Origin of the sequence: Saccharomonospora azurea NA-128, from assembly GCF_000231055.2 — a bacterium.
GTDB lineage: Bacteria > Actinomycetota > Actinomycetes > Mycobacteriales > Pseudonocardiaceae > Saccharomonospora > Saccharomonospora azurea.
In genome coordinates, this window is sequence record NZ_CM001466.1 from 2,075,513 (window position 1) to 2,088,350 (window position 12,838).

Below are 12,838 nucleotides of genomic sequence, written 5' to 3' on the forward strand. Positions count from 1 at the left end.
CACTCGGTGACACGCCGGCGGTTCAGGCCTCCAGCCCGTCCCGGTCGGCCCAGTCGAGAAGCGGTTGCAACGAGTGGGCGACCTCGTCGATCCCCGCGTGCAGGTCACCGAGTTCGGCGAACCTCGCCGGGACCGTGGCGATCGTGAAGTCGCCCGGTTCGACGTCGTCGATCTCGTCCCACCGCACGGGCGTGGACACCGTGGCCTCGGGCACGCCGCGCACCGAGTACGCCGCCGCGACCGTGTGGTCGCGCGTGTTCTGGTTGAAGTCCACGAAGACGGCGGTCGGGTCGCGGTCCTTGCGCCACCACTCCGTCGTGACGTCCCGAGGTGCGCGCCTCTCGACTTCGAGCGCGAACGCGTGTGCGGCCCGCCGGACGTCGGCGAACCCCCACCGGGGCTCGATGCGCACGAGCACGTGCAGCCCCTTCCCGCCGGACGTCTTCGGAAACCCTCGGATGCCGAGCTCCGCCAGCACCTCCTCGGCGACGTGGGCGACCCGCTTCACCGTGTCCAGCCCGCACTCCGGCATGGGATCGAGGTCGATGCGCCACTCGTCGGGCCGCTCGGTGTCCGCCCGGCGCGAGTTCCACGGATGGAACTCGACCGTCGACATCTGCACCGCCCACACGACGTGCGCGAGCTCGGTGACGCACAGCTCGTCGGCCGTGCGGTCGTAGCGCGGGAAATGCACCCGCACGGTCTCCAGCCACGGAGGCGCACCGCGCGGCACGCGCTTCTGGTGCACCTTCTCGCCGTTCACTCCGGACGGGAAGCGGTGCATCATGCACGGCCGCTCGTACAGTGCGCGCACGATGCCCTCGCCCACGGCCAGGTAGTACCGCGCGAGATCGAGCTTCGTCTCGCCCCGCGCCGCGAAATACACGCGGTCGGGATGCGTCAACCGCACCGTGCGTTGGCCCACGTCGAGCTCGACGGCGTCTGTGCTCATCACCTCACCGTAACGGCGTGGCGGCGACGACACAGTGGACTGCCCGTGACGGGAAAAGCCGTGGCGACGTCGATCGCCACGGCTTTCCCACCGGCACGAACCTCAGGTGGTCGCCGCCTTCTTCTCGGCGACCTCGGCCAGGCTCACGTTCTGCTCGGCTGCCTTCTGCGTTTCGGGAGGCAGCGTCAGGAAGCGGGTGAGCACCGCCGCCACCACGTAGAGGGCCGCGAAGATGATCACCACTCCGCCCGCGCCGAGCGGGACGAGGAACAGGCTGACGATCGCGGGCCCGACGAAGGTCGCCGCGCCGGCACCGAAGTTCAGCAGGGCCATCGCACCGCCCTTGTTCTCCGGGGCCAACGAGGGCAGCAGCGCCGAGATCGGAACGAAGCCCGCCAGCGTCGCCCCGTAGAGGGCGCCCACGAGCAACGCGACCCAGTAGTAGTCCTTGCCGAGCTGCAGCGGCACGAAGTACAGCAGCAGGATCGACACCGCGCAGCCGATGGCACCGAACCAGAAGATGGTCCTCTGCCAACCGATCTTGTCGCTCGCCACCCCGAAGATCAGGTTGAAGAAGATGTTGGTCCCGTAGATCACCGAGACCAGCAGCAGCCACTGACTCATCCCGAACCCGATCTCGTACGCGAAGATCGTGGGGAAGAAGACCAGCATGCCGAACTGCGGCGCGGTGTTGATGACCCGCACGAGCATGCCGATCCCGACCCGCGGTTCCTTCCACGCGATCGACATGCTCGACATCAGACTCTGCACGGGCTTGACCTCGGGCGGCGCCAACCGCTGGTAGCCGGTGCGCTCCCGGACTCCCAGCAGGCAGATCAGACCACCGAGACCGAGGATGCCGACGGACAGCCAGAGCGTGCCGTACTCGCCGAGCAGCGGGTTGGTGAAGCTCGCGACCAACGCCCCGAGCGTGGGGAGTCCGCCGGTGAAGGCGAAGTAGAACCAGCCCACGGCCGCACCGAGCCGGGCCACCGGAGCCACGGCGGTGATCCACACCAGGAAACCGAAGGCGAACATCGGGTACCCGAAACCGCGCAGCCCGTAGAAGACCAGCATCAACGCGTAGTTCTCCCCGGCGACGGCCACCGCGAGGAAGAGCACGTCGAAGACGAGCCACACCGCGAGGCCGACGAACATGACGCGGCGCGGTCCCCACAGTTCGGAAAGCGCACCGGAGAGCCACGACGCGAGCATGACGGCGACGCCGTACACCGTGATGACGTAGGACGCGCGAACGTCGGTGCCGGCGCCGTTCTCGGCCATGTACGGCGCGATGAAGCCCGACTCGACGCCGTCGCCGATCATGAAGATCAGCAGACCGACGTAACCGAGGAAGAGGGGCGCGGGAAGCCCCCACCGGTTCAGTAACCGGGCCAGGCCGCCCTGACCCTCCGACCGTGGTGTCGTCGTTGAAACCATGAACGCCTCCGTACTCAGACGGAAAGCATCATGAACCGCGTTAAGTTAACGCGCAAGATGTTACAACGGCTTTCTTGACCACTTGACCGTTACAGCAGTCCCGGCGTCCGGTCACCCGTCACGCACCGTGGACGTCACAGTGGCGCCACGTCGACCATGATCCGCTCCTGCAGCTCCTTGACCAGCGACTGCTCGACACCGGAATCCACGATCAACCGGTCGTAGTCCGCCACGGGTGCCAACCGGTGCAGCGCGGGGCGCGGCATCTTGCTCGAATCCATGAGCAACAGCTTGGTCTCGGCCGACGCGAGCATCGCGCGCTTGACCAGCACCACCTCGGGCTCCTGGTGGAACGTCATGGACGCGTTCATCGCCGACGTCGACACGAAAGCGGCGTCGACGGTGATGCGCTCGACCATCTCCAGGCAGGGCATGCCGAGGAACGAGTCGTGCGTGCGCGAGTAGTCGCCGCCGATGCAGATGAGCCTGATGTCGTCGACGTCCTTCAGCACGTCGACGGTGCGGAGGTAGTTGGTGGCCACCGTCAACGGCGCGTGCTCGGGCAGGAGTTTGGCCAGCGCCAACGCGGTCGTGGAGTCGTCGAGCATGATCGACATGCCGGGCTCCACGAGCGTCGCCGCCCGGCGCGCGATGGCCGCCTTGGCCTCGACGTGCGCTCCCAGCCGGTATTCCGCGTTGCTCTCGAACACAGTGGACGGCAGGGCCGACACTCCACCGCGGAACTTCCGGAGCACGCCGCGCCGGACCAGGTCGTCGATGTCCCGGTGGACGGTCATGTGACTGACACCGGTCAGCTCGGCGAGCTCGGAGAGCGCCGCTGTTCCGTGGTCGATGACGAAGTCGGCGATGCGTTGCTGTCGAGCCTGCCGACTGCGCGTGGTCCCGGACGTCTCACTGCTCATGGTGAAAGTGTGTCACCCCGCGCAAGCTTTCTCCCGTCCCGCCCGCATGCTCTCGCCCAGGACAGCACCGCTGGTCACACGTCTGGGACCTCCGAGAACCGGATGATCACCCGAGCGGGGGTGGTTACATTTCCCGCTGAGCGGTGTTAACTTAACACCAATCGTGTGAAAGGGGCTGTGATCGATGGTGCTCGCCGCGGTGGTGTTCGACATGGACGGTGTCCTGGTCGACAGCGAACACCTGTGGGAAGAGAACTGGGTCGCCTACGCGGCGAGGTACGGCGTCGAGTGGACGGCGGAGGACACCTCCACGGTGCAGGGCATGAGCGCCCCCGAGTGGGCGGCCTACCTCGCCGAGCGCAGCGGCTCCCCCGAGAGCCCCGAGCAGGTCGAACGCGCCGTCGTCGACGGCATGATCGGGGCGATCGCCGACGGCCGCGCCCCGCTTCTGCCGGGTGCCGACGCGATGGTCACCGACGTCAGCGCGAGGGTGCCGATCGCACTGGCGTCGTCCGCGCCGCGCACCGTCATCGACGCCGTGCTCGCGACCTACGGGCTGACCGAGGAGTTCACCGCCACGGTGTCCAGCGCGGAGGTGCCCCGGGGCAAGCCGAGCCCCGACGTCTACCTCGAAGCCGCCTCGCGACTGGGTCGCAAGGGCGAGGAATGCCTGGGGGTCGAGGACTCCAGCAACGGCATCCGCGCGGCCGCGGCGGCGGGCCTCACCGTCGTCGCGCTGCCCAACAAGACCTATCCGCCGAAGCCCGACGCGCTGGAACTCGCCGGCGCGGTGGCCGACAGCAACGACGCTGTGCGCCGCATCCTGCTCGACCGGCTCGCGGACGGCGCACGGAACGAGCCTGTGGGGAGGACGGTGTGACGCACGGGAAGGCACGCACGCTCGGCCGCGCCGAGGTGTTCAAACGGGACTGGCTCGACGGCTTCGCCGGCGCCTACGGGCGGACGGTGCGCAAGGTGCCGGACGCCTACGGCGTGGTCGCGGCCCACGCACCGGAGCGGGGCAAGGTCGCGGTCGTCATCGGCGGAGGTTGCGGACACTACCCGGCGTTCGCGGGCCTCGTGGGACGTGGACTGGCCACGGGCGCTGTCGTGGGCGACGTGTTCACGAGCCCCAGCGCCGAACAGGTCTACCGCACCGCCCGCGCCGCCGAGGGTGGCGCCGGTGTGCTGTTCTCCTACGGCAACTACCAGGGCGACGTGCTCCACTTCGGACTCGCGGCGCGGAGGCTGGCCGCCGAGGGGATCGACTCGCGCACGGTGCTGGTGACCGACGACGTGGCGAGCGGCCCCGCCGACGAACCGGAACGGCGCCGGGGTGTGGCCGGTGACTTCATGGTGTTCAAGGTGGCCGGTGCGGCCGCCGAGCGCGGCGACGACCTCGACACGGTGCACGCGCTCGCGACGCGGGCCAACGACCGCACCCGCACGTTCGGCGTGGCGTTCGACGGCTGCACCCTGCCCGGTGCCACGGAACCGCTGTTCACCGTCAACCCGGGTGAGATGGAGCTCGGGCTCGGCATCCACGGCGAACCCGGTGTGCGCACCGTGCCGCGCCTCGACGCCGTGGGCGTGGCCGACGAACTGGTGAACGGCCTGCTGCCCGAACTGCCGAAGGGCGGTGACGGCCGCGTCGCGGTGCTGCTCAACGGACTCGGCACCACCAAGTACGAGGACATGTTCGTCCTCTACAAGCGCGTGCACGAGCGGCTCGCCGCGGAGGGACTGAACCCCCTGCACACCGAGGTCGGCGAGTTCGTCACCTCGCTCGACATGGCCGGCGTGTCGCTCACCGTGCTCGCGTTGGACGACGACCTCGCGCCACTCTACGCCGCGCCGTGCGACACCCCCGCCTACCGCAGCACCGGGGCTCGGCTGGAGCCGGTCGCTCCCGTGGCGACGGTCGACGAATCCCTGGCGCGACCCGAGCCCACGCAGACCGCGGGCGTGGTCGACCGCCTGCTCACGGCCGCGATGGTGCGCATCGAGGACAACGAAGCCGAGCTGGGCAGGCTCGACGCCGTGGCGGCCGACGGCGACCACGGACTCGGGATGACCCGGGGCATGCGGGCCGCGGTGGCGGCGGCCCGACGGGCCGAGTCGAGCGGTGCCGACCTCTCCGCCGCACTGCTGGCGGCGGGAACGGCGTTCGCCGACGCCGCGGGCGGCGCGTCCGGAGCGTTGTACGGCGTGTTGCTGGCCGAGACCGGCGCCGGACTGGCGGACGGGGTCACGCCCACCACGGTGGCCGACGCGGTCGACCGGGCGGTGCGGGCGTTCGTCGAGCTGGGCAAGGCCGAGCTCGGTGACAAGACGATGCTCGACGCGATCGAACCGTTCCGCACCGTGCTGCGGGAGCAGGCGGCGACGGGCACGGACGTGACGGAGGCGTGGAACGCGGCGGCGAAGCGGGCGACGCAAGCCGCCGCCGACACCGCGGACCTCCTGCCCACCAAGGGCCGGGCGGCCCGGTTGGCGCAGCGCAGCAAGGGTTACGCCGACCCGGGAGCGACGTCGTTCGCGCTCCTGGTGTCGGCCATCGGCGACGAGTTGGCGAAGGAGCAGTGATGCGTGTCGTGGTGGCGGCGGACAACGCCGGGGTCGCACTGAAGAACGCGGTGCGCGACCAGTTGAACTCGGACGAGCGCGTCACCGAGGTCATCGATCTCGGTGCGGAGAGCGCGACGGACGACACGGCCTATCCGCACTTCGGCATCGCCGCGGCCGAGAAGATCGCCAAGGGCGAGGCCGACAGGGCGATCCTCGTGTGCGGGACCGGCATCGGCATGGCCATCTCGGCCAACAAGGTGCCCGGAATCCGGGCTACAGTCGCACACGACTCCTACTCGGCCGAACGGTCGATCAAGTCCAACAACTGCCAGATCATCACCTTCGGCGAGCGGGTCATCGGTCCCGAACTCGCCAAGAAGATCACGGCGGAATGGGTCGGCCACACCTTCGACCCCGAGTCGGCCAGCGCGGCCAAGGTCGCTTGCATCACCGACTACGAAACCCAGGCTGCCTGCTGACGGGCGAGTTCGAGGAGGAACGAGAATGCGGATTCTCAGTGCAGGCGACGAGTTCGTCGGCAACGACCTGCTGAAGGCCGCCGTGCGGGCCGAGTTGTCCGGCACGAACACCGACGTCGAGTTCCGGGAGCTGTCGCTGCCCTGGCCGATCGAGCCCTTCGGTCCGGTGGCCGAGGTGAACGAGGCGAGCGGCACCGAGGAGCAGGTGATCGGGGCGCTGGACGGCGCGGAGGTCGCCGTGACCCAGATGGCGCCGTTCACGCGGAGGGTGTTCGAGGCCGCGCCGCAGTTGAAGCTCGTGTCGGTGTGCCGGGGCGGCCCCGTGAACATCGACCTCGCCGCGGCCACGGAGGCGGGCGTGGCGGTCACGTTCGCCCCGGGACGCAACGCGGCGGCCGCGGCCGAGTTCGCGGTGGGTCTGCTGCTGGCGGCGATGCGCCGCATCTCCACCTCGTCGGCGGAACTGCTGTCGGGCACGTGGCGCGGCGACTACTACACCTACGCCAACGCGGGCGTGGAGCTGGAGGGCACCACGGTGGGGCTCGTCGGCTTCGGAGCCATCGGTGCCCGGGTGGCGAAGGTGCTGGTGGCCTTCGGCGCGAAGGTCCTGGTCTCCGACCCGTACGCCGACCGCGCCGCGGTCGAGGCCGTCGGGGCCGAGCTCGCGGAGCTGGACGACCTGCTGCGGCGCAGCATGGCCGTCAGCCTGCACGCCCGGCTCACCGAGGAGACGCGCAACCTCATCAGCGCCGAGAAGCTCGCTCTGCTGCCCCACGGCGCGGTGCTCGTGAACTCCGCCCGCGGCGGTCTGCTCGACTACGCGCCGCTTCCCGACGCGCTGCGTTCGGGACGGCTCGGGGCCGTGGCGCTCGACGTGTACGACGTCGAACCGCCTCCCGCGGACTGGGCGTTGCGTGACGCGCCCAACGTCATCGCGACACCGCACCTCGCCGGGGCGAGCAAGCAGACCGCCGACCGCGCCGCGTCGATCGTGGCGGCGGAGGTCGGCCGGTACGTCCGCGGCGAGGCGCTCGCCAACGTCGCCAACCCGGACGTTCTGACGAGGTAGCCATGCAACGGATCATCGGCGTCGACATCGGTACTTCACTGACGAAGGCCGTGGTCTTCGACCACACCGGCGTCTCGGTCGCGCAGGCGTCCGCACCGTCCCAGGTGCGGCACCTGCCCGGCGGGGCCGTCGAGCAGGACTTCGAGCAGGTGCTGGGGACAGTGGCGTCCGTGGTGCGGGATGTGACCGCGCAGCTCGACGGACCTGTGGACGCGCTGGCCCTCACCGGCCAGGGCGACGGCGTGTGGTTGCGCGACGCCGACGGATTCAGCGTCCGGCCCGCGATCTCCTGGCTCGACGGCAGGGCGAGTGCGCTGCTGACGGAGTGGCAACGCAGCGGGGTGACGCGGGAGGTGTTCCGCCGCACGGGCTCCGGCATGTTCCCGGGGTGCGCGGGCCCGATCCTCGCCTACCTCGACGAACACGAGCCGTCGTCGCTCGACCGGGCGGTCGTGGCGGGCTACTGCGTCGACGCGGTGCTCCAGCGGCTGACCGGCGCGATCACGGTGGACGTCTCCGACGCCTCGCTGCCGTTCCTCGACCCGCGCACCCGGCAGTACGACGCCGACGCGATCGCGGCCTGCGGGTTGAGCCACCGGACGTCGTTGCTGGCCGAGCCCGCCAAGCCCTACTCGGTGTTCCACCTCGACCGCGAGGGCGCGGAGCTGCTGGGACTGCCCGAGGGACTCCCGGTGACCGGTGGCCCGTTCGACCTGCCCGCCTGCGCCATCGGCGCGGGTGTGCGCAGGCCGGGCGACGGCATCCTGACTGCGGGGACCACGCTCGCCTGCCAGGTGCTGAGCACGAGTGCGGAGTTCGACCCCGAGGGCGAACCCGCCGGGATGCTGCTGTGCACTCCCGACGAGGGGCTGTACCTGCGCGGCATGCCCGCGATGGTCGGCACCGCGGGACTGGACTGGGCGTGCCGGATGCTCGGCATCGAGGTCGCGACGATCGGTGAGCTGCTGTCCGCGAGTGCTCCGGGCGCGAACGGTGTGCAGGCGCTGCCCTTCCTGTCGGGTTCGGGTGAGCGGGCGCCGTTCGTCGACGCCGCCGCTCGGGCCCAGTTCACGGGCCTGTCGCTGAACACCACCCGCGCCGACCTGGTGCGGGCGCTGTGCGAGTCCGTCGCCTATGCCGCCCGCCACTGCTTCGAGTCGGCCGGGCTCACCGGCACCCTGTACGCCAACGGCGGCGGCGTGCGGTCGGCCGAGTGGACGCAGATCTTCGCCGACGTGCTCGGCCGGGACGTCGTGATTCCGGCCGACCCGGGGGTCGGCGCGCGGGGCGCGGTCCTCGTGGCCGCCAGGGCCCTGTCCGACCCGTTCGACGAGGACGCGTGGGCCGCCAACGCGCGCACGGTCACGGTGCAACCACACATCGCCGACGTCTACGAGCGGGGTTACGCCCACTACCTCGACTCGCTGGACGCGGCTCGTCAACGATGGAGCCGATGAATGCTACTCGCCGAACACCGTGAGGCGGTGTGCGACTACGCCCGCAGGATGGTCACCGACGGACTGGTGGTCGGGACGTCGGGCAACATCTCCGTGCGCGAGGGCGACCTCGTCGCGGTGACCCCGACGGGCGTCGACTACGCGAGCCTGCGACCCGAGGACGTGCCGGTGCTGCGGCTCGACGGCTCCCCGGTCGAGGGAGCGCTGCGGCCGACGAGCGAGATGCCCATGCACCTCGCCGTCTACCGGGAGGCGAAGGACCCCGACGGCGCGGACGTCGCCGCCGTGGTGCACACCCACTCCACCCATGCCGTCGCCGTGTCGACGCTCGTCGACGAGGTACCGGCCGTGCACTACATGGTCGCCGCGATCGGTTCCAGCGTCCGTGTCGCCCCGTACGCGACCTACGGCACCCAGGAGCTCGCGGACCACATGCTGACCGCGCTCGACGGGCGGCGAGGCTGCGTCCTCGGCAATCACGGCACGGTCACCTACGGCGCCGACCTCGCGGCGGCGTACTCCCGCGCGCAACAGCTGGAGTGGGTGTGCCAGGTATGGCTGGCCGCGCGTTCCGTGGGCTCGCCCCGGCTGCTTCCGGGCGCCGAGATCGAGCACGTCGTCGACCGGCTGCGCGGTTACGGCCAGAAGTAGCGCTGTCGCCGTGAGAGCCGGTCGAGGAGGTGACCGACCGGGGGTACGAGCAGCCACGACAGTTCCGCCAGCAGCGGATCGACGAACGCCAACGGCAGCGACGGCACGAATCCGACGACGACGGCGATCCCGCCCGCGAGGCCGCGTCGGACCCACTCCGGATCCGTGTCCTCGTGGGTCAACGGGCGGGTGTCGGCGCGAAGCCGTGCCCGCCCGACGGCCGCGTACCACCACAGTCCGGTGGAGCTCAGCCCGGTCAGGATGATCGTGCTCGCATACAGCACCACCCCGGCCGTGGTGTCGCCGTGTTCACCCAGCACCGCGGTGGGGAACGGCAGGAGCGCGATCCAGAAGAGGAACAGCAGGTTCAGCCCCACCAGCGTGCCGTCGGCACGGACGATGTGGATGAACGCCTGGTGGTGCACCCTCCAATAGCGACCGATGACGGCGAAGCTCAACGCGAACACCAGAAGCTTCGGGCCGAGGCCGAGCACGTCGCCCCCGACGAAGTCCTCACGGATGTCGGCGTCCACGAGTGGCAGCGCGAGCAACGTGAGCGCGATGGCGAACACGCCGTCGGAGAGTGCGACGACGCGGTCGACACCACCTGTCTCGTCCATGCGCCGGCCGTGCCGTGCTCTAGCTGTAGAGGATTCCTCCGTCGATCAGCACGGACTGGCCGGTCATGTAGTCGGCGTCCGGAGAGGCCAAATAGGACACGAACGAGGCCACGTCCTTCGGCTCCTCCACGCGACCGAGCGCGATCGACTCCGAGAACCGCTTCAACGCCGCGCCTCGTTCCTCCCCGGTCTGCGCGGTCATCTTCTCGTCGATGAGGTCCCACATCGCGGTGCCGACGATGCCGGGGCAGTAGGCGTTGACCGTGATGCCGTGCCTGGCCCACTCCTGTGCGGCGACCTGCGTCAGTCCCCGCACTCCCCACTTGGTGACGGAGTAGCCGCCGAGCATCTCGAAACCCTTGTGCGCGGCGATGGACGCCGCGCCGATGATCTTGCCTCCGTGGCCCTGCTCGATCATCTGCCGCGCCGCGGCCTGGTAGGAGTTGAAGACCCCGTACAGGTTCACCCGCACCAGCCGGTCCAGCTCGTCGAGCGTCATGTCGAGCAACGGATCGACCGCCGCGATGCCCGCGTTGGCGACGAAGACGTCGAGCTTGCCGAACTCCCGCACGGTGTCGCGCACCAGGGCGTTGACCTGCTCGGGATCACTGACGTCCGCGGTGAGGGCCACCGACCGGCCCCCGGACTGCTCGATCCCCCTCGCGACGGCGGAGAGCTCCTCGCGCATCGCGTCGAGGTCGGCCACGGCCACCGCGAGCCCGTCCCGCGCCAACCGCTCGGCGATCCCCTTCCCGATCCCGCGAGCCGCGCCGGTCACGATGGCGATGCGCTGGTCTGTGCTCGTCATGGGACGGACCTCCGAGACGTCTGGGGCCTGCGATCGTGTGCCTAGTCCCTACCCGGTGATCCGGTACTCCACACGTGAGCGTTCCCGAGCCCACGGCGGCCTGGACCGCTACGCCGCTGTCGCCATCACGCCCCGGAGAAAGGTCTCCACCGCCCTGGCCAGCCGGTCGACGCTGGCCGCGCTGCCGGGCGGTGGTGCGACCAGCGTCCCGTTGCCCGCGATGCGGTCGAACACGAGCCCTTCGGCGAACGCCACGAGGTCGGCGCCCACTGCCGGCGAGTTGCTCACCCCCAGTGTCGTGAGCAACTCCACCGCCAGCGGCACCGAGAAGGCGCAACGAGCCAACGCCCCCCGCAACTCGTCGTCGTCCGAGACCTCGACGACCAGGGCGTATCGCGCGAGCGTGTCGCGTCGACGCGTCCCGAGCATCCGATCCAGCAGCACGGCCATTCCCCGCGCGGCCTCGCCGGCGTCGAGCGGCTGCGTCGTCGCGGTCTGCTCGTCGAAGTCCTCCCGCGCCCGGACGGCCAACCGGCTCACCGCCGCACGCAGCAGGTCCTTGCGCGTGCGGAAGTAGAACGACGTCGATCCGACGGAGAGCCCCGCCCGCAGATCGACGGCGCGGTGGGTCAGCCCCCGTGTCCCCCGCTCGGCCACGACGTCGAGCGCGGCCTCCGCGATCACGGTGCGGCGATCTCGGTCACTCATCGCTCACCTCCGGTCGACTGTCCGTACTCTACATCCGTAGAGTTTCGCCATCCAGGGGGGATGATGGACTTCGACGCACGCCTCACCGTGATCGCCGCCGCTCGCGGCTTCACACCCGATCCGGCACAGCGCGCCGCGGCGACGGCACTCGCGGAACTGGAACGGCGGTTGCGACGCCGCCCCCGGCGCTGGTCGCCCGGGGTCTACCTGCACGGCCCCGTCGGACGCGGCAAGACATTCCTCGCCGACGCCTTCCACGCCGCAATGGACGTCGCCCGCCTGCGGATGTCGTTCCACGAGTTCTTCGACACCCTGCACGACACGACGTTCCGGCTCGGTTCGGCCGACGCCGCCATCGAACACCACGTAAAGGGCCTTCGACTGCTCGTGTTCGACGAGTTCCAGGTGGACGATCCCGGTGACGCGGCGTTGCTGACCCGACTGCTCAGGGTGTTGCGTGAACGCCGAATCAGCCTGGTGGCCACGTCGAATCACCACCCTCGCGACCTGCTCCCAAATCCGCTGTACCACCACCTGTTCCTGCCGGGCATCGCACTGATCAAGGAGTGCACCACCGTCGTCGAAGTGCACGGCCCGCACGACTACCGGGCGAAGGACGCCCCGCTGGGCCGGTTCGCGGGCGGTTACACGTACGACGACAAGCCACTGTGGACACCGCAACCCGAGGAACACGAACGCACCCGACTACCGTGTGGCGGTGGCCGGACACTCGACGCGCTGGCCGTGCGCGGACGCGAGGCGTGGTTCGACTTCGCCGAGCTTTGCGAACGCCCGTTGTCCGCAAGGGACTATCTCGACCTGGCAGAACGCTTTGACACGTGGGTCATCTCGGGCGTTCGACCGGCTCGGTCCGCGGACGGGTGGCAGCGCTTCGCCCACCTGATCGACATCCTGTACGACCGCGACCTCGCCCTGTACCTGGTCGCCGACCGTCCGCTACCGGAGCTGCTCCGCGACAGTCCTACCGGGACCGAACGCACCGCGAGCAGGCTGTCACTGCTGGCCAGGACGAGTGACGTGTCATCGAGTTCCCTTCGGTGAGAACCACCACCACCCGACTGGACCACTCGGCGGTCAGAGCACGCGATTTCCGGGTAGTGAGATCGATGTCACTTCCATTGCTCCGTTCGAGGCAGCGAGGC

The 12,838-nt window shown here is 69.9% G+C and carries 13 protein-coding genes; 7 read left to right on the top strand and 6 right to left on the bottom strand.

What is annotated here, in order from left to right; translation table 11 throughout:
- Positions 1 to 22 precede the first annotated feature (22 nt).
- From ligD to SACAZDRAFT_RS09445, 3 genes are all read right to left on the bottom strand, one after another.
- Positions 23 to 952, bottom strand: coding sequence for a non-homologous end-joining DNA ligase (gene ligD, locus SACAZDRAFT_RS09435; protein ID WP_005440970.1), 930 nt, complete (start codon positions 950 to 952; stop codon positions 23 to 25).
- A 102-nt stretch (positions 953 to 1,054) separates the two neighbouring features.
- Positions 1,055 to 2,392 (bottom strand): MFS transporter, encoded by a 1,338-nt coding sequence (locus tag SACAZDRAFT_RS09440; RefSeq protein WP_005440971.1) that lies wholly within the window; start codon positions 2,390 to 2,392, stop codon positions 1,055 to 1,057.
- A gap of 134 nt (positions 2,393 to 2,526) precedes the next feature.
- On the bottom strand, positions 2,527 to 3,315 hold the full coding sequence (locus SACAZDRAFT_RS09445) for a DeoR/GlpR family DNA-binding transcription regulator (RefSeq protein ID WP_005440972.1): 789 nt from the start codon (positions 3,313 to 3,315) through the stop codon (positions 2,527 to 2,529).
- A gap of 184 nt (positions 3,316 to 3,499) precedes the next feature.
- Here SACAZDRAFT_RS09445 and SACAZDRAFT_RS09450 point away from each other — a divergent pair, with 184 nt between their 5' ends.
- From SACAZDRAFT_RS09450 to SACAZDRAFT_RS09475, 6 genes are read left to right on the top strand one after another with little or no spacing between them, the layout of a single operon-like run.
- Complete coding sequence (locus SACAZDRAFT_RS09450) at positions 3,500 to 4,195, top strand: HAD family hydrolase (RefSeq protein ID WP_005440974.1); 696 nt, start codon at positions 3,500 to 3,502, stop codon at positions 4,193 to 4,195.
- Entirely contained in the window at positions 4,192 to 5,901 is a 1,710-nt protein-coding gene (locus SACAZDRAFT_RS09455) for a dihydroxyacetone kinase family protein (RefSeq protein ID WP_005440976.1), read from the top strand. Before SACAZDRAFT_RS09450 ends, SACAZDRAFT_RS09455 begins: the two co-directional genes overlap by 4 nt.
- The gene (locus SACAZDRAFT_RS09460) at positions 5,901 to 6,362 is read left to right on the top strand and encodes a ribose-5-phosphate isomerase (protein WP_005440977.1); all 462 of its coding nucleotides are present in this window, start codon (positions 5,901 to 5,903) and stop codon (positions 6,360 to 6,362) included. The genes SACAZDRAFT_RS09455 and SACAZDRAFT_RS09460 overlap by 1 nt, the downstream gene beginning before the upstream one ends.
- A 25-nt stretch (positions 6,363 to 6,387) precedes the next feature.
- Positions 6,388 to 7,431, top strand: coding sequence for a 2-hydroxyacid dehydrogenase (locus SACAZDRAFT_RS09465; RefSeq protein ID WP_005440979.1), 1,044 nt, complete (start codon positions 6,388 to 6,390; stop codon positions 7,429 to 7,431).
- A gap of 2 nt (positions 7,432 to 7,433) precedes the next feature.
- Positions 7,434 to 8,888, top strand: coding sequence for an FGGY-family carbohydrate kinase (locus tag SACAZDRAFT_RS09470; RefSeq protein WP_005440980.1), 1,455 nt, complete (start codon positions 7,434 to 7,436; stop codon positions 8,886 to 8,888).
- Positions 8,889 to 9,539, top strand: coding sequence for a class II aldolase/adducin family protein (locus SACAZDRAFT_RS09475; protein ID WP_005440982.1), 651 nt, complete (start codon positions 8,889 to 8,891; stop codon positions 9,537 to 9,539).
- Here the strand turns inward: SACAZDRAFT_RS09475 and SACAZDRAFT_RS09480 are convergent.
- The 3 genes from SACAZDRAFT_RS09480 to SACAZDRAFT_RS09490 form a co-directional block, all read right to left on the bottom strand.
- Positions 9,524 to 10,159, bottom strand: a complete 636-nt coding sequence (locus tag SACAZDRAFT_RS09480) for a TMEM175 family protein (protein ID WP_005440983.1) — start codon at positions 10,157 to 10,159, stop codon at positions 9,524 to 9,526. The two genes, SACAZDRAFT_RS09475 and SACAZDRAFT_RS09480, sit on opposite strands and share 16 nt — an antisense overlap.
- 19 nt (positions 10,160 to 10,178) lie before the next feature.
- Positions 10,179 to 10,967, bottom strand: coding sequence for an acetoin reductase (locus SACAZDRAFT_RS09485; RefSeq protein ID WP_005440985.1), 789 nt, complete (start codon positions 10,965 to 10,967; stop codon positions 10,179 to 10,181).
- Between the two features lie 108 nt (positions 10,968 to 11,075).
- Positions 11,076 to 11,675: a TetR/AcrR family transcriptional regulator gene (locus SACAZDRAFT_RS09490; protein WP_005440987.1), complete on the bottom strand. Its 600-nt coding sequence runs from the start codon at positions 11,673 to 11,675 to the stop codon at positions 11,076 to 11,078.
- A gap of 60 nt (positions 11,676 to 11,735) precedes the next feature.
- Here SACAZDRAFT_RS09490 and zapE point away from each other — a divergent pair, with 60 nt between their 5' ends.
- Positions 11,736 to 12,737, top strand: a complete 1,002-nt coding sequence (gene zapE / locus SACAZDRAFT_RS09495) for a cell division protein ZapE (protein ID WP_157606977.1) — start codon at positions 11,736 to 11,738, stop codon at positions 12,735 to 12,737.
- Positions 12,738 to 12,838: the final 101 nt, after the last annotated feature.